This window comes from Nesterenkonia flava (assembly GCF_031432335.1).
GTDB classification, from domain to species: Bacteria; Actinomycetota; Actinomycetes; order Actinomycetales; family Micrococcaceae; genus Nesterenkonia; species Nesterenkonia flava.
On the sequence record NZ_JAVKGT010000045.1, the window covers coordinates 1 to 17,091 of the forward strand.

The window sequence follows — 17,091 nt, forward strand, 5'->3', positions numbered from 1 at the left end:
TTCTGAATCCCCTGGACACGCCCGGACCAGCAACACATTTATGGCCTATAACCCCTGCTTGGGCACAAAAAAGCCCCTTCAGACGAGAACAGACCCCGAACCGAGAGCGTGAGGGGGGACGCAGAATCTCGATCCGGGGCCTGTATGAATCACTCGCACCTTGAAGAGGCACTATCTAATGTAAGGGGCTACCTTAATGGAACACCCTATAGGGGCTGGGAGTTGCCTGTGAGTTTTTACGGCCCGTGGCTGGGCACCCCAGTTAGGCATTGGCCGGCATGCGCCGGACCACCAGCCAGGTCAGCCCTGCCAACACTGCGGCGGCTAGAGCAGCCCATCCCGCCCAGGTGAGGCCGGTCTGCTGCAGCAGCCAGTTCAGCATCGCCGGACCCCAGTCGAAAATGACGCTCAGGCCGAAGAGCACCACGACCAGCAGCATCACTCCGATGAGCAGGAACCACATCCGGGCCATGCCGAAGCGCTTGTAGACGAGGGCGAAGAAGGCGCCGATGAGCATCAGCAGCATCGCCGCAGCCGCTGCCAGCAGTCCCACGGCCGCGGCCCCGCCCTGCTGGGTCAGATACGGCAGGGCCATCATGTAGTGGTGGATACCAAAGCCGCTGGTAGCCTCCTCGATCCAGGCCAGCAGGGCGACTACCGCCCCGACTCCGAGACTGACCACCCCGAGCGCCATGAGCATGCCGAGCATGTAGCTGCGCCGGCTGTAGCTCAGGCCCAGAGCGTGGGCGGAACCGCTGTAGGCCACCGCTGCGCTGATGCCCAGCAGGCACCACAGCACCGATTGGCCCGCACCCGAGTACATGGGATCGGCCGCACTGAGTGCCTCGTCAGCATTCAAGTGCACGACGAATGCGATTCCCAGCGAGAGGATAAAGGCGGAGGAGAGCACCAGGGCCGGAATCCCGATGAAGTGCCCCTTGAGAATGAAGTGAAAGCGGAAGACAGACAGTGCCCGGTTCATCGTACGGCCTCCTCAGAGGTGGTGGAGCGGGTGGTGGTCAGATGCACGACCAGCTGCTGCAGCGAGACGGGCGTGATGTCGATCTCGGCCCGGTGCAGCTCTGCGCGCTCGGCGTCGCTGAATCCGCCCATGACCGTGGTGCGGGCGGTGCGGCCCAGCTGTTCAGTGCTGAGCACAGTGCGGGTACCGACCGCCTCCCGGACGCGATGCGCCGGACCCACGAGGGTGACGGCCCGGCCCCGCAGCTGCTCCGCTGGTTCATCCAGCAGGAGCTTGCCCTGGTCAATGAGCACCACGTTCTCGATCAGATGGGAGATCTCGTCGATGAGATGCGAGGAGATGATCACTGTGCGGGGATGTTCGGCGTAGTCGGCCAGCAGCCGGTCGTAGAAGAGCTGTCGGGCTACGGCGTCGAGCCCCACGTAGGGCTCGTCGAAGAGCGTCAGCTCTGCCCGGGACGCGATCCCGGTGATCACGCCGACGGCCGAGCGCTGGCCGTGGGACATCTTCTTGATCCGGGTCTTCTCCGGCACCCGAAACTCCTCGGCAAGCTCCTCCGCGAGGTTCTGGTCCCAGTGGGGGTAGGCGTCCGCGGCTGCTGAGAAGGCGTGCCGGGCTTTGAAATCGTCGAAGTAGCGCTGCGCTTCTCGGATGAAGCTGATCCGCGACAGCACGTGTTCGTTCTCATGGGGGGCCTGGCCGAAGACTTGGACTTCTCCGCTAGTGGGAAAGTCCTGCCCCGTGATCAGGGACATCAGGGTGGACTTGCCGGCACCGTTGCGTCCGAGCAGTCCGTGGATGGCGTGTTCTTCGAAACTGGTGGTCACACCGTCGAGCGCCAGGGTGTCGCCGTGACGGCGGGTGAGGTGGCGAACCTCGATCGCAGCGGTCATCGTATGCTCCTCTATTTCTGCGGGCCGGACTGCTCAGCGCGTTCCCGCAGCAGCCCGATGACTGTCTCGACCGACAGTCCGATGGCATGGGCTTCGGTGAGCATGGGGTCCAGGTGGTGCTCGCTGAAGCTGCGGCGGCGTTCCTCACGCAAGATCTCCCGGGCGCCCTCCGCCACGAACATGCCCAGCCCGCGACGTTTGATGAGGATGCCTCGATCGACCAAGAGGTTGATCCCCTTGGCGGCGGTGGCGGGATTGATCCGATGGAAGCTCGCCAACTCATTGGTCGAGGGCGCACGTTCGCCTTCAACGAGTGAGCCGTCCAGTACTGAGGCCTCAATCTGCTCAGCGATCTGCACGAACAGCGGACGCGTCTCATCCATCACCGTCACCGCCTTTCCCGGAACCGAAGAGAAGCCTTCACAGCTTAGCCAACACCACTACTTATGTGGTTCATTACTCTACTAATGAACCATGGAACGACGACGACGTCAAGCCCTGTGGTTCGCCACCGTGAGGAAAGGCACCGCAGCCCGCTTCTGGTGGAGCGCAACCGGGCTACATAGGATGGCGGTATGAGTGGAGAGAACATCGAATGCTGGCTGACTGATATGGACGGCGTGCTGGTGCGTGAGCACGAGGCCCTTCCCGGCGCAGCGGAGCTGCTGGAGCAGTGGCGGCGTCAGGACCTGCCTTATCTGGTGCTGACCAACAACTCGATCTTCACCGCCCGTGATCTCAGCGCACGCCTGCGCAATTCGGGACTCGTGGTGCCCGAGGACCGCATCTGGACCTCGGCACTGGCCACGGCTACTTTTCTGGCCCAGCAGATCGGCCCTGAGTCCAACGCCGCCGGCAGCGCCTACGTGGTGGGCGAGGCGGGACTGACCACCGCGCTGCACGAGGCAGGGTTCATCATGACCGAGACCAATCCGGACTACGTGGTGGTGGGAGAGACCCGCAACTACAGCTTTGAAGCGATCACTAAGGCGGTGCGGCTGATCAACAGCGGCGCACGGTTCATCGTCACCAACCCTGATGCCACCGGGCCCAGCCCCGAGGGCGTCCTTCCGGCCACCGGTGCCATCGCGTCGCTCATCACCAAAGCCACCGGTCGCGAGCCCTACATCGTCGGCAAGCCGAACCCCATGATGTTCCGCTCAGCCCTGAACCGCCTAGGTGCTCACTCCATGCACACCGCCATGATCGGCGACCGTATGGACACCGACATCGTGGCCGGCATGGAAGCCGGAATGCACACGGTGCTGGTGATGAGTGGAGTCTCCTCCCAAGCCAGCATCGCAGCGTATCCCTTCCGCCCCAACCGCATCATCGACGGCGTCTATGAGCTCCTTGACGAGCCATGGGAACAGGACAGCGAGAGCTGACACCGTCGCAGACGATCGGCGCGCACCCAGCAGCCCATGGGCGCAGGTGCTCAGCACTGGCGCGGCGGATATCGGCAGGCGGCTCAGCGTCTTCACGACGGATGAGGCGGAGGGCGGCAGAGCTCGGAGTTACTGATCGAGCCTACCGGCAGAGCCAGCTCCCCGGCCCAGGGATCCGCGATATGCCCGCCACAGCAGCACCAGGAGTGTCACGACCACCAGTACACCGAGCACAAAGGCAAGTAGGGGCGGTCGGATACCTGCCACAAGCCAGAGCACCAGAAACAGCGCGGCGAGCCCCGCACCAAGAACCAGCAGTCCGCGGGCGGTGGCCGGCATAGGACTCTCCTCTTCCTCCTGGGGAACCTATCGGCACTGGTCCAGCACCTGAGAGATTTTCTCCGGGCACGAGAAAGACCCCGGACCGGCTGCGTGAGGGGGACGCTTCAGAATGCCGGGCCCGGGGCCTTGAATCACTCGCACCTTGATGAGGTACTTACTAACGTAGGGGCCCACCTTGACGGAACACCCCATATCGCCTGAATGTTTCCTGTGAGTTTTTCTGAGCTGCCGAGGGCCGTGCAGCCCGCGGATCTACTCCGAATAGGGGGTGCCGGGATGCAGGATCAGGTGCCCGTCTTCCACCGTGACGCGGTGGGTCTTCACGGGCGTCATAGCCGGGGGGGTTTCGGGCACGCCGGTCTTCAGGCAGAACGCTGAGGCGTGCATCGGGCACTCCAGGGTGTCCTCCTCCACGTACCCGTCGGAGAGGGAGACTGCTTCGTGGGAGCACACGTCATCCAGCGCGTAGAAGCCGCCGTCCTCCGCGTGCACCACGGCGATGTCCTCCGTGTAGCCCGATGTCTCTGCGGTGACCTGCATGACCTCGCCCTCGGGAAGCTGCTCCGCGGGGCCTAAATCTACTGTGTCTGCCATAGCATCCATTCTTCCAGCTCTGCTGTTGACCTCAGTGGTCCTTGGTCAGTGGTCCTTGGTCAGTGGTCCTTGGTATAGCCGCGCAGCAGCTCCAGCTGGCGGCGCTCCCGCTTGGTGGGGCGGCCAGTGCCGCGCTCGCGGCGCGGCAGGCCCACGTCCCGGGGTTTGATCTGTTCGGGCGAATGATCGCGATAGGCCTTCTGCGCCACCGGCGCTCCCACGCGCTTGCTGTGGGTGTGGATCACCTCAAGAATCACCACATATCCGGGACGGCTGATGTGCACGCGCACTCCCGGACCCACCTTGGTGGCAGGCTTGACCGGTTCTCCCTCGATCTTGATCTTGCCCGCGCGGCAGGCATCGGTCGCCGCGGAGCGGGTCTTGAACATGCGCACCGACCACAGCCAGGCGTCGATGCGCACCGGCGAGGTCGGTCCTGCAGAGCCCGCCGCAGCGGGACCGGGACCAGCAGAGGGTGCGGTGGAGTCGGCGTCGCTCATAGGGCCTTCAGTCTAGCGAGGCTGCACCGAAGACCCTATGAGCCGCAGCGAACCGGAGCCCTCAGATGCCGGCACCCTGGTGGGTCTCCGCCTGCTGGCGCTCCAGTGCGGAACCCTCCACGTCGACGTCGGGCAGGATCTTGTCCAGCCAGCCGGGCAGCCACCACGCCGCTGGTCCGCACAGGGTCAGCACCGCGGGCACCAGCAGCAGACGCACCACAAAAGCATCCAGCAGAACGCCCACGGCCAGGCCCAGTCCGATTGAGGCGATCATCGGGTCCGGGGTGAACACGAAGCCAGCGAACACCGAGGCCATAATCAGGGCCGCGGCGGTCACCACCGCACGTCCGGCGTGCAGACCCTGCCGTACGGCCAGCCGCGGGGCCGAGCCGTGCACATAGGCTTCCCGCATACCGGAGGCGGTGAACAGCTGGTAGTCCATGGCCAGGCCGAACAGGATGCCCACCATAAGGATCGGCAGGAAGGTCATGATCGGGCCCGGCCGGCTGATACCGAAGACCTCTCCGAGCCAGCCCCACTGGAAGACCGCGACGACGACGCCGATGGAGCCCGCCAGCGAGCCCACGAATCCCAGGGTCGCCACCACGGGCAGCAGGATCGAGCGGAAGACCATGATCATCAGGATCAGGGAGAGTCCGATCACCAGGGCAAGGTAGAGCGGCATCGCATCGGCGATCACATCAGAGATGTCGATCTGCGCTGCGGTCATGCCCGCCACGGAGAGCTCGGCATCGGCCACATCGGTGCCCGAGAGGGGGTTGCCGTCACGGAACTCGTGAACCAGCGCCTCGGTGGACTCCGAGGCCGGGCCCCCCACGGGGATGACCTGGTAGGCCGCCATGGAGTTGTCCTCGGAGAGGGTGATGGGCACGACGACGTCGATGTGCTCGTGATCAGCGAGACCCTCGGCCACATCGAGCTGGTACTCGGAGGCTTCGCCCTCCTCCATCGCCTCGGGGAAGTCGGCCAGCACCACCAGCGGCCCGTTCATGCCCTGGCCGAAGGACTCCTCGATCTCCACGTAGGCCTGGTGGGCGGCGGAGTCCTCGGACTCGGAGCTGGCATCCGGCAGACCCAGGCGCAGATCGAAGGTCGGCACTGCAAGCAGCCCCAGACCCACCAGGGAGACCACGGCGATGCCGAGGGCCTTGGCGGTACTCATGGGCGTGCTGATCTTCTCGGCCTTCTCGCTCTCCAGACCGATGCGGCGGCGCTCCTTGCGACGCAGGATCTTCCATCCCACCAACTTCAGCAGGGCAGGGGTCATGGTGGTGGCCATCAGGACCGCGACGACGACGCAGAAGGCCGCGACCGTACCCATCAGCGCCAGGAACGGCAGACCGGTGACGTTCAGAGCCAGCAGCGCGATGATGACCGTGGCGCCGGCGAAGACCACCGCGTTACCCGCGGTGCCGTTGGCCAGGGCAATCGACTCCAGCAGGGGCATGCCGTCCTTGAGCTGGCGGCGGTGCCGGTTGATGATGAACAGCGCGTAGTCGATGCCCACCGCCAGGCCCAGCATAAGGCCCAGGATCGGCGTCATCGACATCATCTCGACGACGCCGGAGAGCGCCATGGCACCGGCCACACCGATGCCTACGCCGACGAGTGCATTGAGCAGCGGCAGGCCCGCACCGATGAAGGTGCCCAGCATGACCAGCAGCACCACGGCGGCAACCATGAGGCCGATGATCTCGGCGATGCTGAACAGGTGGGGCATCTCGAAGCTGAGATCCCCGCCGGGCAGCACGTCGACGCCGTCGATCTCTGCCTCGGTGAATAGTCCCGCCACCTCGGCAAGGTCTTCGGTGCCGACCTGCTCCAGGGGATCGTGGAAGCCGACCATCAGGATCGCGGCTGACTCGTCCTCGGAGACCATAGAGGCATCCTCGGTCAGAGCGAGCATGCGTTCGCCGCGCTCCAGCTCGGCCTCTGCTTCCCCGTTCTCCAGGGCCTCTTCGCCCTCGCGAACCTCGGCCTCGCCGGCCTCGATCTCCGCCAGGCCGTCCTCGGCCTCGGTGATGGCCGCATCGTTGGCTTCGATTTCCGCCAGTCCGGCCTCTGCGGCCTGGACCTGGGCCAGCTGAGCCTGGAGTTCGCCGCGCTGTGCCACGATCGTGGCGCGTGCGGCGTTGAGCTCGGCCTCCACAGAGGGCCAGTAGCCTCCGGCGAGCGCCTCCTGCACCTGGGCATCGAGCTGGGCGTCCTCGGCGTCGAGCTGGGCCAGGCCCCCCTCGAGCTCTTCGCGGACGGAGGGAAGCTCCTCGGCGCTCATCCCGGACTCTTCGAGCTGCTGCTCGAACTGGGCACGCCCGGCCTCAAGCTCCTCCCGGGCCGCCGGAAGGTCCTCAATGCTCATTCCGGCCTGGGCGAGCCCCGCTTCCAGCTCGGCGCGGCCGGCCTCAAGCTCCTGGCGCGCATTCTCCAGCTCCGCCGGGGCGTTCTCCAGCTCGGCGCGGCCGGCCTCAAGCTCCTCGCGCCCCTGGGCCATCTCCTCCTCCGTGGCGAAGGGGTCGGTGACCGAGTCCACGATCTCGTGCTGCTCCACCTCGTCGATGAGCTCACTGATCTGGCGCTGCTGGTCCTCGGTGAAGGGCTCACCGTTCTCGGTGCGCACCACAGCGGTGGCGCTTCCGCCGCCGGCGTCGGGAAGCTCGTCAGCAAGGCGGTTGGCGACGTCGGTGGTCTCCAGATCCGGGACGGTGATCTGGTCCGTGAGCTGGCCGCCGAAACCCAGGAAGGCGGAGACTGCCACGATCAGCGCCACGAACCAGGCGGCGATCACCGTCTTTGCCCGCCGGGCGGCGAGAAGTCCGAGCCGGTAGAGAAGCTTTGCCATGCGCGAGCCCTTCAGGAGGTCAATGAATGAGTGCCGGGATCGAGTTTTCTAGAGATCTGGCGGCCGGGCCATAGGGGGCAGCCCTGATTCTTCCCTGATGAGAGCCCGACCGATCTCCCCCATCTTATACGGAACGTCACGTCTCGGAATTCGAGGAACGCCCCCTGAGACCAAGATCACACCGAGGGTTTCGGCTCTTAGTCCCGGGGCAGGATCCCGGTGAGCACCATGTCCAGCTGAGCGCGCATCCACTCAGGATCCGGGGAGCCGACGGTGATCAGGCGAATGATGAAGGGGTCCATGATGGTGGCGGCCACCATGGAGGGATCCACTCCCTCCCGCAGCCCGCCGGCCTCCTGCTCAGCGCGCAGGCGCTCGGCGACGGCCATCCCCTCCCACACGATGCCGCCGTTCAGCAGCGCGCGGGTCTCCTCTCCCCCGGTGACCAGTGCCGCCATGAGGCTGCGTGCCATGACTGCGGTGTCCTCTCCTCCGGCCCGCGTGATCTCAGAGTCCAGCCAGCTCATCAGATCGGCCCGGAGGTCTCCGGTGTTGGGCACCGGCTCGAAGTCCAGCTTCAGCCGGCCGGTCAGCAGGGCCTCCAGCACCACCCCGGCCTTGTTCTTCCACCAGCGGTAAATGGTCTGCTTGCCGACTCCCGCCTCGGCGGCGATCCGCTCCACCGTGAGGTCCTGGTAGGAGCACCGTTCCTGCTCCAACAGCTTGGCCGCGGCGTCGAGGACAGCATGATGTGACGCCTCGCTGCGAGGCCGACCGCGGATTCCCATGCCAGCCATGGTAGTCGCCGGGCGGGAGGCGCCGGCTACGGCCCAGACGTGCCCCATGCAGCGGGACCGGACGTCGCCGTGGCCTCGCGGACCATAGGATGGTCCTCATGCCCGCCCCGATCTACCGCGAGACTCTTCGGCTGGAGAGCGCCCACGAGGATCTGGCGGCGGACCTCTTCACGCAGCTGCGCCGGCTCTTTCCTGAGCAGCCCCAGGCGCTGCTGGACAGCAGTGACCATGCCCGCACCCCCGCCCCGCAGCGCAGCCGGTTCAGCATTCTGGCCTTCTCTGCCGGCGCCTGGGCCGAGACCTTCCGGTCCCGGGGCGCCGAGAGCTTTTACACCTGGTTGAGGCAGGCCTGGCCATCCTCTGAGGCGGACGCGTCCCGGGAGCCCTGTCCGTTCCAGCTGGGCTGGGTGGGCTATCTGGGCTATGAGCACCAGGCAAGGTTCTTCCGGGCCACCCACGCCGTCGTCGTCGACCATCACACCGGCACGGCACAGACCCAAAGCGTGGAGCATGACTGGGCCGCCGCGGTCCGCAGCGCCCTTTCTACGCTGCACACCGCGGAAGTTCAGCCGCCTCCTTCCACCGTGTACTTGGAGGACCTGCAAGTGCGGGACTCCCGGGGAGAGTATCTGGAGAAGATCCGTGCAGCCCAGCGGCAGATCGCGGAAGGCAACTCCTACGAGATCTGCCTGACCACCGCAGTCACCGGCAGCCTCCACGGTGATCCCTTTGACGCCTACCGCATGCTGCGACGGGCTAATCGCGCCCCGTTCACGCAGTTCTTGAGCTTCCCTCCAGGGACCGACGACGACGGCGTCACCCTCGTCTCCACCTCCCCGGAGCGGTTCCTGCAGGTCACCCCGGAGAGGATCGCCCGGTCGGAGCCCATCAAGGGCACCCGGCCACGGGGCGCCACCCGTGATGAGGATGAGGCGCTGGCGAGGGATCTGGCCGCCCACCCGAAGGATCGGGCGGAGAACGTGATGATTGCCGACCTGGTGCGCAACGACCTCTCGGTGCACGCGGTACCGGGCTCGCTGCGCACTGAGAGGCTCTGCGCTGTGGAGAGCTATCCCAGCGTCCACCAGATGGTCTCCACGGTGAGCGCCCGCATCGATCCCCAGACGCATGCGGCTCGGGTGGTTGAGGCGGCGTTTCCTCCCGGTTCGATGACGGGCGCCCCGAAGATCTCCACCTGCGAGATTCTGCGTGAGCTGGAGACCGGCCCGCGGGGTCCCTATTCGGGGGCTGCGGGCTACTTCAGCACCACCGGCGCCTGCGACCTCTCGGTGCTGATCCGCACGCTCGTCGTCACGCATGAGCGCCGATCAGTGCCGGAAGCGGTGCAGCCGGACTTTGCCGGCCAGTCCCGAGGTGCTGATCGCTTTCATCTGGGACTGGGCGGAGCGATCACCGCCGATTCCGATCCCGCCGCCGAGTGGGCAGAGGTCATCACCAAGTCCCGCGGGGTGCTGGGCACACTCGGGGCGGAATTCCCGGGGACCGGCGGCGCTGGCACGGCCCCCGGGAACACGAGGACTACTGCTGTGGGGGCTGGCCGCCAGGCTGAGGCGCCTGGCCCGGCTGCTGCTGACCACCCTGCGGGTAACCCGGCTGGGGCTGACCCTGTCCGGGCTGATTCTGCGCAGGCTGATTTTGGGCAGGCTGATTTTGGGCAGGGTAGCCGTAGCCCTGAGGCTGACCCTGCTGGGGCTGGTATCCCTGCTGCGGGTAGTGCCCCTGGGCACCCTGCTGGGGGTAGCCCGGCGCCTGGGGCTGCTGCGGCTTGGGCTTGACGAAGCTGCGCAGGTAACGGGTGACCTCAGGCCGCAGTGCGTAGTAGACCCAGAATCCATTGATCACCAGGAACGTCGCCGCGGTCTCCATGACAAAGGTGAAGGCGGTCCCGCTGAATCCCTGGCCGACGAAGCGCTGCATCTCCCGGCTGGCAGCACCGAACATGGTCAGCAGCAGGATCGAGTAGATGAGCACGCTCAGCAGCCCCAGCGCCACTCCACCGAGCCCTGCCAGGCGACCCCAGACCTGACGCAGCCAGAGTCCGGCGATGGTGGCCCCGTAACCACCGACGGCGATCACGAGCAGAATGATCGCGAAGACGAAGCCGAAGGTGGTGCTGGCCGTGTCTAGTTCGCGCGCCATGTTGTAGAAGGCCACCAGGCGGATGAGCGTCACCACGGCAAAGACCGCCGAGATGATCGTCAGCACCCAGAGGATGTGGAAGGCTGTGGGCGCACTTGACCCGGGCCATCCGGTCGGCCCGGCGGGTCGGTACTGGGACCCCGCGCCGGAGGCGGAATGTCCGTGCTGTGCGTTCTGCTGCGGCGCTGGATTCTGCGTCATGGGACTCCCCTGTGTGCTCTGGTACCCGCCGAGCCTGGGCTCGTGCTGGCCGTTCACTGTGAGCCTATCGGCACCGAGACTCCGTTGTCTGCCTATTGCGGCACATGACCTGGGCGAACCCTACCTGAGCGGACCCGGGGCCAGTCCGGCCCCTGTGGCGGAGGGTCTATGTGCTGTCTGCGTGGGCCAGGCCCTGCTGGAAGGATTCCAGCTTCTCGGCCTGGAGCGTGGTGACTTCGGCGAACTCCTGCTCGCCCATGTTCGCGGAGGTCACCATCACGATGGTGTGACCAAAGTCAGCGGTGGCGGAGTAGCCCTGGAAGGTGATCTCGCTGCCGTCGTCGTTCTCAGAGGTCGCGGTGATCTGGATCCCGGAGAACGGGGACTGGGAGAAGCTGCGGACCTCGATGCTCTCCCCACCCCTGCTCAGGCCCTCCTCCGAGCAGGCGGAGACGACGTCGTTCCAGATCCCGGAGGTGCTCACGGGCTCCGCGTAGCTCAGCGCCCAGAGGTAGAGCCGTGATTCGGTGTCCTGCTCACCCATGGAGGTGCGGTAGGCGTGCAACAGTCCGTCGATGGCGCCGTGGGTGATGAGGTCCTGGTTGATCGAGTCCATGCGGGCGGCGCACGTGCTCTCACCGAAGGTCTCGACGTAGAAACCCTGGTCCACGGCGATCTCGTCTTCGAAATACTCCACGCCGTAGTGGGTGGTGTGTCCATCGGGGATGCCGGGCAGCTCCGCAGAGGTCAGCAGCGCGGCCATCATGTGCTCCTCGCTCAGCGGCGGGACGGGCACCCCCTCTGCCTGCTCCTCGCCGGCGCTGGGCTCCTCCGAGCCGGCCTGGGCGGTCTCCTCGCTCGGGTCCGCCGACGACGTCCCCAAGCCGCACGCGCTCAGCAGAAGCAGGGGCATCAGGGCGCCCGCGCACAATCCACGGTTGCGATGACTGGTCATCCTGCTCCTCCTTCCGGCGACCTCTTCGGACTCTGGCACGGCATAAGGGTAGTGGATGCCCCGCTCTTTAGGGAGAGCCTCACTGCAGCGCCGAGGTGAGACGGAACACGTTGTCCAAGTAGCGCACGCGCCAGGGACGACGTCGCCAGCTCTCCAGATCCAGGGATGCGGAGACATCCAGATAGCTGCTGAAGACCTCGTCGAGCTCGGCCACCTTCGTCTCGTCCACGACCATGAGCGTGACCTCGAAGTTCAGGGAGAAGGACCGCTGGTCCATATTCGAGGAGCCCAGGACGGCCACGTTGTCATCGACCATCATGAACTTCGCGTGCATCACGTCGGGAGCCGGGTAACGGAAGATCTTGACCCCGGCCTCGAGCAGGGCCTGATAGTAGGACTGCTGGGCGTGCTGGACGGCGAACTGGTCTGCCTTCTCCGAGACCATGACGATGACGTCGACGCCCCGGTGGGCCGCATTGGTCAGGGCGTAGAGCAGTGAGTCATCGGGGACCAAGTACGGGGTGCACACCACCAGGCGTTCGGTGGCCTGGTAGATGAGGTCGTTGAAGAGCCGCAGATTGTTCTCGTCCGGGAAGCCCGGACCAGAGGGCACCACCTGCACCAGAGATCCCCCGTGAGCGGCCTCGTCGGCCCCGAGGTCCACCAGCAGCTCGTCACCGAGATTCTCGCCGGTCTCGGCGTACCAGTCCGAGGCGAAGACGATGTCCAGGCCGGTGACCGCGGGCCCTTCGACCACGACGTTGAGCTCCACCCAGTGCCGGTTCATGCGCAGGGCGGAGGACCGCTGGTAGTGGGGCTCGATGAGATTGGCGGAGCCAGTGAAAGCTCGTTCACCGTCGATGACCACGATCTTGCGGTGGTTGCGCAGGTCCAGACGTGAGAACCGGCGCCGCAGGGGGCGCACGGGCAGCGCTCGGTACCACTGGAAGCTCTCGTAACGTTCCGAAGCCCTGGTCAGCCGGCGCTTGAGGCGACGGTAGCCGTTGACCCGCAGAGTGCCCAGGTGGTCATAGAGCAGACGCACCCGCACCCCGCGTGCGGCCGCGCGCTCCAGGGCGTCGAGCACGGGGCCGGAGTACTCGGGATCGTCACCCACGATGTAGAAGAGCACGTGCACGTACTCTTCGGCGTCGTCGATCGCCTGGACCATCCATTCGAACGAGGCCTTGTAGTCGCTGATCAGCTCCAGCTGATTGCCGTCCTGCAGGGGGAACGCGCCAAGCTTGCGGTTCAGGGCCGCGGTGGCTCCGAGCTGCTCGTCATGGTCGCGCAGCTGGTCGGAGAGGTCCATGTGGCGGGTAGCCTCCAGGAGCGCCTGGTTGATGCGCCGCTGGCGGCGCTGGCGCCGTGCGGAGAGCCGGGTGCTGCCGATCAGGAGGAACAGCGGAAGTCCCACTACGGGGATGAAGAAGATGGCCAGCAGCCAGGCCATGGCGGTGTTGGGGCGGCGGTTCTCCGGGATGATGCCCAGCACGGCCAGACGGAGGCCGATCTCCAGGGTCAGGACAATGAGGATGATCCACTGCGGCAGGGTCTCGATCCCCAGCCCGCTCAGCGGCCACAGCACAGCACACGTCCCGCCCTCGACACCTTCATCCGAACTATCCTACGGGCAGGGGCACCCCAGCAGCCCCCCACTCCCGCCGCTGCGGGGCTATGCTGGGTGCCATGGCCGAGCACTTCAAGCAGGATTCTGTCACCGCCGTCGCCGTCCGCATCGACGCCGAACATCCTCACGGCGTGGTCTTTGACCCGCATCAGCCTCAGCTGCGCGTGACCGACCTGGGCGCGGTGCGCGGCGACGGAGTCTTCGAGACCATGTACGCCCTGCAGGGTCACGTGCGCAAGGTCGACGCGCACCTGCAGCGGCTGCGCCGCTCCTCAACCATCACCGAGATCGGCATTCCGCCCGAGGAGTCCTGGCGGGCCGCCGTCGAACTGGGCCTGGAGGAGTTCCGGGTGCGCGGCCAGCTGCCGGAACACCTGAGCATCCGGCTGACCGCGACCCGCGGGGTTGACGGCGAACCGGCCAGTGACGACCCGCAGTTCGCCGGCACCTACTGGGCTCTGTTCACTCAGGTCTCCGAGACCATGCTGGAGAACCGCGCTAAGCCCATCTCCGTAACTCTTCTGGACCGCGGGTACGACGCCGGGGCGGCGGAGCGTGCTCCGTGGCTGCTGCTGAGCGCCAAGACCCTGAGCTATGCGGTGAACATGTCGGCGCTGCGCTGGGCAAAGAACCACGGGTTCGACGACGTCATCTTCACCACCTCAGACGGACAGATCCTCGAGGCCCCCACCTCCACGGTGCTGGTGCTGAAGAAGGAGGCCGACGGACCGCGCCTGATCACCCCCGTGCTGGAGACCGGCATTCTTCCGGGAACCTCACAGGGTGCGATCTTCGCCGCCGCCGAGGAGGCCGGCTGGAAGCTGGGCTACGGTCCCCTGACCCCCGAAGACCTCTACGACGCCGACCATGTGTGGCTGTGCTCATCCATCCGCCTGGCCACCCCCGTGGCACGCATCGGTGACCATGAGCTGGCCGTGGATGAGGGCTACACGGCGCAACTGATCAGCTTCCTGGAGCAGGACAAGCCGGTCAACCACCCGGTCTAGGGCGCGCTCCCGGGGCTCTGGCCTGCACGTTCCTAGAGCGGGCGGGCGTTGGCCAGCACAGGGATCTGCTGACGGGCCTTGCGCACCGTCTCCTCGTCCAGATCTGCCACCAGGAGCTCCGGCTCCTCTCCCGCCTCGGCAAGGATCTCCCCCGTGGGAGCAATGATCATGGAGTGTCCCACACCGGTCGGCGCTCCCTCGGGGGCTTCCACTCCTGCGGCCTCTGGCAGGGCCTGGCCGCAGGCAATGATGTACTGCGTGGAATCCAGGGCGCGAGCCTGCGCCAGGACTCGCCACTGCTCCACCTTGCCCGGTCCCGAGGCCCAGGAGGCCGGCAGGATCGTGGCGTGGGCGCCCTCACGGGCATAGTGCTGGAAGAGCTGCGGGAAGCGAATGTCGTAGCAGGTGGCCAGGCCGAACCGCAGCTCCGCGGCGTCAAAGCTCACCGGCGCGCTCCCAGGTTGGACGGTGCGGGACTCCTGGAAGCCGAACGCGTCGTAGAGGTGCAGCTTCTGGTAGGCCGCCTCGATGTGCCCGGCACCCTCCCCGGGAACGGGTCCCGTGGCCAGCAGCGTGTTGATCACGCGCGCTTTGCCCTCCTCAGTGGGCTCTCCGGGGGTGAACATCCCCACGACGACGGCGATGCCGTGTTGGTCGGCAATGTTGCGGACTTGCTGCGCCCAGGGGCCGTCGGTCGGTTCGGCAATGGGCTTCAGGGAGTGCCCGAAGGCCCGCTGCACGGCCTCGGGGAAGACCACCAGCTGAGCTCCTGCGGCTGCGGCCTGAGCGGTGTACTCCGCGACGAGGTCCAGGTTGGCGCTGGGGTCCTCGCCGGTGACGATCTGTGCTGCGGCAATACGCATGATGGGCTCGCTTCCCGTCGGTCCTGCGGTGCACCTCGCAACGGCTGATGAGCTTCGCAGCGCTCCTCAACGCGTCGGGGCGGGCCGGCCCTTCGACCGGCTCCGCCCCCAGCCTAGCGAAGCACGCTGGTGCCCCACCCCGAGCAGCGCACAGCCCAGAAGAATGTCAGCCTTTGACGAGCCCGCCGTCAACGATCAGGTTCTGCCCGGTCACCCCGCGCGCCCAGACGGAGGCGAAGAACAGGACGGCGTCGGCCATCTGCTCCGGGGTGGTGACCTTCCGCAGCGGAGTGCCCGCGGCGATGCCCTCGAACACGGCATCGGGCGTGGCTGCGGACGCATCGGTGGTCTGCAGCAGTCCTCCGGAGACCATGTTCACGGTGATGCCCTCCGGGCCCAGATCATCGGCGAAGGTCCGGGTCAGGGACAGCAGGGCCGCCTTGGAGGCGGTGTAGTCGTGGTAAGGCACCACGGGGTGCTGGAAGAGGTTGGTGCCGATGGTGATGATGCGCCCGAAGCCCGCCTCACGCATGCCGGGCAGCACCGCCTGGATCGCGTGAAGAGCTCCGGCGACGGTGCCTTCGAATTGTGCGGCCAGCTCCGGGTACTCCAGCTCATCAGCCTTGGTCCGTGCGTCGCCGTTGAAGACGAAGTCCACGAGGGCATTGTTGACCACGGTGGTGATAGGAGCGCCGAGCTGCTGCTGGGCCTGCTGCACCATGGTGTTCACCGCCTCGCGGTCCCGCACGTCAGCCTGCAGTGCCACCGCGCGTCCGGGGTGCTGCTCGGCGAGTTCACGGGCAGCCTCGGCAGAGGAGCGGTAGTTGATGACCACTGTGGCGCCTTCGCGCAAGAAGGTTTCGGTGATGGCCCGGCCGAGACCGCGTGCCCCGCCGGTGACCAGCACGGTCTGGGTGGTCAGGGAATGAGATGTGCTCATCAGTAGTGCCTCTCGTGGTGAGGCGAAGGGCGCAGCAGGTGCGCGTCGGCACCGTCGCCCGTGCGGGAGAAGGCGGCCGATCGGACAATCCCTTCGCCAGTGCTAACTGGATCAGGTTCGACGGGTGTCATCTCAGCCGCGCGCTAGGCACGGCACCCCGTGTCACGCTGCACATGCTACAGGTAAGGTGAAAGGCGGAAGTGACCTGATGCGAGACGAGCTCAAGGAGCAGTGATGGACAAGCTGATGGACAAGGCGCTCACGATGGGAATCTCCATGGCCGGAGGCCTGGCGGCGACCAAGGCTTTCGAGTTCGCCTGGGAGAAGGCCACCGGGGAGCAGGCTCCTAAGCACGACGACGTCGACAACGTCACGATCAAGAAGGCTCTGGTCTTCGCGGTGACTTCAGCGGCGATCACCGCGACGGTGCAGATCCTCTCCCAGCGCGGGGCCAAGGCGGCGACCAAGAAGCTGCGCTCCGGCTACGGCAAGCGCTCCGAGGTCTGAGTCTGCGCCTTCTGCGCAGAAAGTGTGCCGAATCTGCATCAACTCGGGCTCTGACGAGGTCTGGGCTGCAGTTTCGGCACACTTTTTCTCTGCCCGGGCCACCGCGACGGTTCGGAGGCTGGCGTTGAGAGGAAACGTTCTGCGCGCTTTTAGCCTCGGCGGTCAGCTGAAGGCCCGCTAGTGTTTCATCACCGCTCTCCCTCAGGCCACGTGTGAAACACCACCGGGCGTCGAGGCAGCGGTGGCGCGAGAGGAGCCGCGAGGCCGGGGCCCGTGCGCCCGGTGGGCCGGCTGTGCGGGTCACCTCGTGGAGACCGTGGCGGGGTTTCCCCGCCCGGAGGGAGCGCGCAGCGTCTTCAGGGGCGAAGCCCGGTGGCAGCCGGACGAGAGGTGGCGGGACATGCGCCCGCCGCCGGGACTAGCTGTGATGTTCAGACACGTTGTTCCGACGAGGTTCGGTGAGTCCTGCTGA

The 17,091-nt window shown here is 66.3% G+C and carries 16 protein-coding genes and 1 riboswitch; of the genes, 4 read left to right on the plus strand and 12 right to left on the minus strand.

The annotated features are described in order from the left end of the window. Nucleotides 1-262: 262 nt before the first annotated feature. The 3 genes from RH857_RS12635 to RH857_RS12645 are packed head-to-tail and all read right to left on the minus strand — an operon-like array spanning nucleotide 263 to nucleotide 2,261. Nucleotides 263-982, minus strand: a complete 720-nt coding sequence (locus tag RH857_RS12635; protein WP_310538334.1) for a hypothetical protein — start codon at nucleotides 980-982, stop codon at nucleotides 263-265. Then, on the minus strand, nucleotides 979-1,875 hold the full coding sequence (locus RH857_RS12640) for an ABC transporter ATP-binding protein (protein ID WP_310538335.1): 897 nt from the start codon (nucleotides 1,873-1,875) through the stop codon (nucleotides 979-981). Before RH857_RS12640 ends, RH857_RS12635 begins: the two co-directional genes overlap by 4 nt. Before the next feature lie 11 nt (nucleotides 1,876-1,886). After that, entirely contained in the window at nucleotides 1,887-2,261 is a 375-nt protein-coding gene (locus RH857_RS12645) for a GntR family transcriptional regulator (RefSeq protein ID WP_310538336.1), read from the minus strand. Nucleotides 2,262-2,450: 189 nt separating this feature from the next. Between RH857_RS12645 and RH857_RS12650 the strand changes: the two genes are divergently transcribed. Beyond that, a complete protein-coding gene (locus RH857_RS12650; protein WP_310538337.1) occupies nucleotides 2,451-3,263 on the plus strand; it encodes an HAD-IIA family hydrolase in 813 nt (270 codons plus the stop codon). A 129-nt stretch (nucleotides 3,264-3,392) separates the two neighbouring features. Here the strand turns inward: RH857_RS12650 and RH857_RS12655 are convergent, their stop codons facing one another. From RH857_RS12655 to RH857_RS12675, 5 genes are all read right to left on the minus strand, one after another. Then, nucleotides 3,393-3,602 (minus strand): hypothetical protein, encoded by a 210-nt coding sequence (locus tag RH857_RS12655; RefSeq protein ID WP_310538338.1) that lies wholly within the window; start codon nucleotides 3,600-3,602, stop codon nucleotides 3,393-3,395. A 255-nt stretch (nucleotides 3,603-3,857) separates the two neighbouring features. Beyond that, nucleotides 3,858-4,199: a bifunctional 3-phenylpropionate/cinnamic acid dioxygenase ferredoxin subunit gene (locus RH857_RS12660; RefSeq protein WP_310538339.1), complete on the minus strand. Its 342-nt coding sequence runs from the start codon at nucleotides 4,197-4,199 to the stop codon at nucleotides 3,858-3,860. Nucleotides 4,200-4,258: 59 nt separating this feature from the next. Beyond that, nucleotides 4,259-4,699, minus strand: a complete 441-nt coding sequence (locus tag RH857_RS12665; protein ID WP_310538340.1) for an Hsp15 family ribosome-associated heat shock protein — start codon at nucleotides 4,697-4,699, stop codon at nucleotides 4,259-4,261. 61 nt (nucleotides 4,700-4,760) lie between these two features. Further along, entirely contained in the window at nucleotides 4,761-7,559 is a 2,799-nt protein-coding gene (locus tag RH857_RS12670) for an MMPL family transporter (protein ID WP_310538341.1), read from the minus strand. A gap of 197 nt (nucleotides 7,560-7,756) precedes the next feature. Further along, nucleotides 7,757-8,347, minus strand: a complete 591-nt coding sequence (locus RH857_RS12675; RefSeq protein ID WP_310538342.1) for a TetR/AcrR family transcriptional regulator — start codon at nucleotides 8,345-8,347, stop codon at nucleotides 7,757-7,759. Nucleotides 8,348-8,454: 107 nt separating this feature from the next. Between RH857_RS12675 and RH857_RS12680 the strand changes: the two genes are divergently transcribed. Beyond that, a complete protein-coding gene (locus RH857_RS12680) occupies nucleotides 8,455-10,152 on the plus strand; it encodes an anthranilate synthase component I family protein (protein WP_310538343.1) in 1,698 nt (565 codons plus the stop codon). 731 nt (nucleotides 10,153-10,883) lie between these two features. Here the strand turns inward: RH857_RS12680 and RH857_RS12685 are convergent. Both RH857_RS12685 and cls read right to left on the minus strand, forming a co-directional pair. After that, on the minus strand, nucleotides 10,884-11,672 hold the full coding sequence (locus RH857_RS12685) for a hypothetical protein (RefSeq protein WP_310538344.1): 789 nt from the start codon (nucleotides 11,670-11,672) through the stop codon (nucleotides 10,884-10,886). A gap of 79 nt (nucleotides 11,673-11,751) precedes the next feature. Continuing rightward, nucleotides 11,752-13,260, minus strand: coding sequence for a cardiolipin synthase (gene cls, locus RH857_RS12690; RefSeq protein WP_310538345.1), 1,509 nt, complete (start codon nucleotides 13,258-13,260; stop codon nucleotides 11,752-11,754). A gap of 101 nt (nucleotides 13,261-13,361) precedes the next feature. Between cls and RH857_RS12695 the strand changes: the two genes are divergently transcribed. Further along, nucleotides 13,362-14,309: an aminodeoxychorismate lyase gene (locus tag RH857_RS12695; protein ID WP_310538346.1), complete on the plus strand. Its 948-nt coding sequence runs from the start codon at nucleotides 13,362-13,364 to the stop codon at nucleotides 14,307-14,309. Between the two features lie 32 nt (nucleotides 14,310-14,341). Here the strand turns inward: RH857_RS12695 and RH857_RS12700 are convergent, their stop codons facing one another. Next, nucleotides 14,342-15,172, minus strand: a complete 831-nt coding sequence (locus tag RH857_RS12700; protein ID WP_310538347.1) for a carbon-nitrogen hydrolase family protein — start codon at nucleotides 15,170-15,172, stop codon at nucleotides 14,342-14,344. A gap of 166 nt (nucleotides 15,173-15,338) precedes the next feature. Continuing rightward, entirely contained in the window at nucleotides 15,339-16,112 is a 774-nt protein-coding gene (locus RH857_RS12705) for a 3-oxoacyl-ACP reductase (protein ID WP_310538348.1), read from the minus strand. Nucleotides 16,113-16,182: 70 nt separating this feature from the next. Then, nucleotides 16,183-16,282: riboswitch (TPP riboswitch) on the minus strand. Nucleotides 16,283-16,346: 64 nt separating this feature from the next. Here RH857_RS12705 and RH857_RS12710 point away from each other — a divergent pair. After that, on the plus strand, nucleotides 16,347-16,619 hold the full coding sequence (locus RH857_RS12710; protein ID WP_310538349.1) for a DUF4235 domain-containing protein: 273 nt from the start codon (nucleotides 16,347-16,349) through the stop codon (nucleotides 16,617-16,619). Nucleotides 16,620-17,091: the final 472 nt, after the last annotated feature.